Source organism: Vibrio sp. 2134-1, from assembly GCF_033339495.1.
Genome location: NZ_JAWOUS010000883.1, coordinates 1 through 534, shown reverse-complemented (window position 1 = coordinate 534; position 534 = coordinate 1). Strand labels below are relative to the sequence as shown.

General features: G+C 45.1%; 1 protein-coding gene. It reads right to left on the bottom strand.

Annotated elements, in window-relative coordinates; genetic code table 11:
* Positions 1-534: sensor histidine kinase (locus tag R7R78_RS29055; RefSeq protein ID WP_318119858.1), on the bottom strand; the 534-nt coding region annotated here is incomplete at both ends.

The following is a 534-nucleotide window of genomic DNA, read 5'->3' as shown; positions in this document are numbered from 1 at the left end:
CAAAATCCGAGTGCACACAAAGCTCACCGTTGTACATGCTGATCAAACGGTTTGAGATTGCCAACCCTAAGCCCGTTCCTTCATGTCGCCTTGTCGCGGAGGTATCGACCTGCTCAAATTTATCCATAATATGAGTTAGCCTGTCTTCAGGAATTCCAATGCCTGTATCGGTCACTGAAAAATCAAAACCGAGCTCACTTTCTCTTACTTTCAGCTGCACATGACCTTCATCCGTGAATTTCACTGCATTGCCGAGCAAGTTAAGTAAGATTTGATTAATCCGACCTTTATCACCGACCACGACCGTATTCATGGCTAATGGCATATCAACCAATAACTTAAGGTTCTTTTTATCCGCTTGATACGCACACAATGCCGTGCAACTCTCTACTAACGAGCGCAAATCAAACTCCTCTTCAACAAGCGTCAACTTGCCTGCTTCGACTTTGCTGTAATCGAGGATGTCGTTAATGATGGTCACAAGGTTATTGGCAGATTTGTGCAGCAGGAGCAATAACTCCCTTGGCTCTCGGC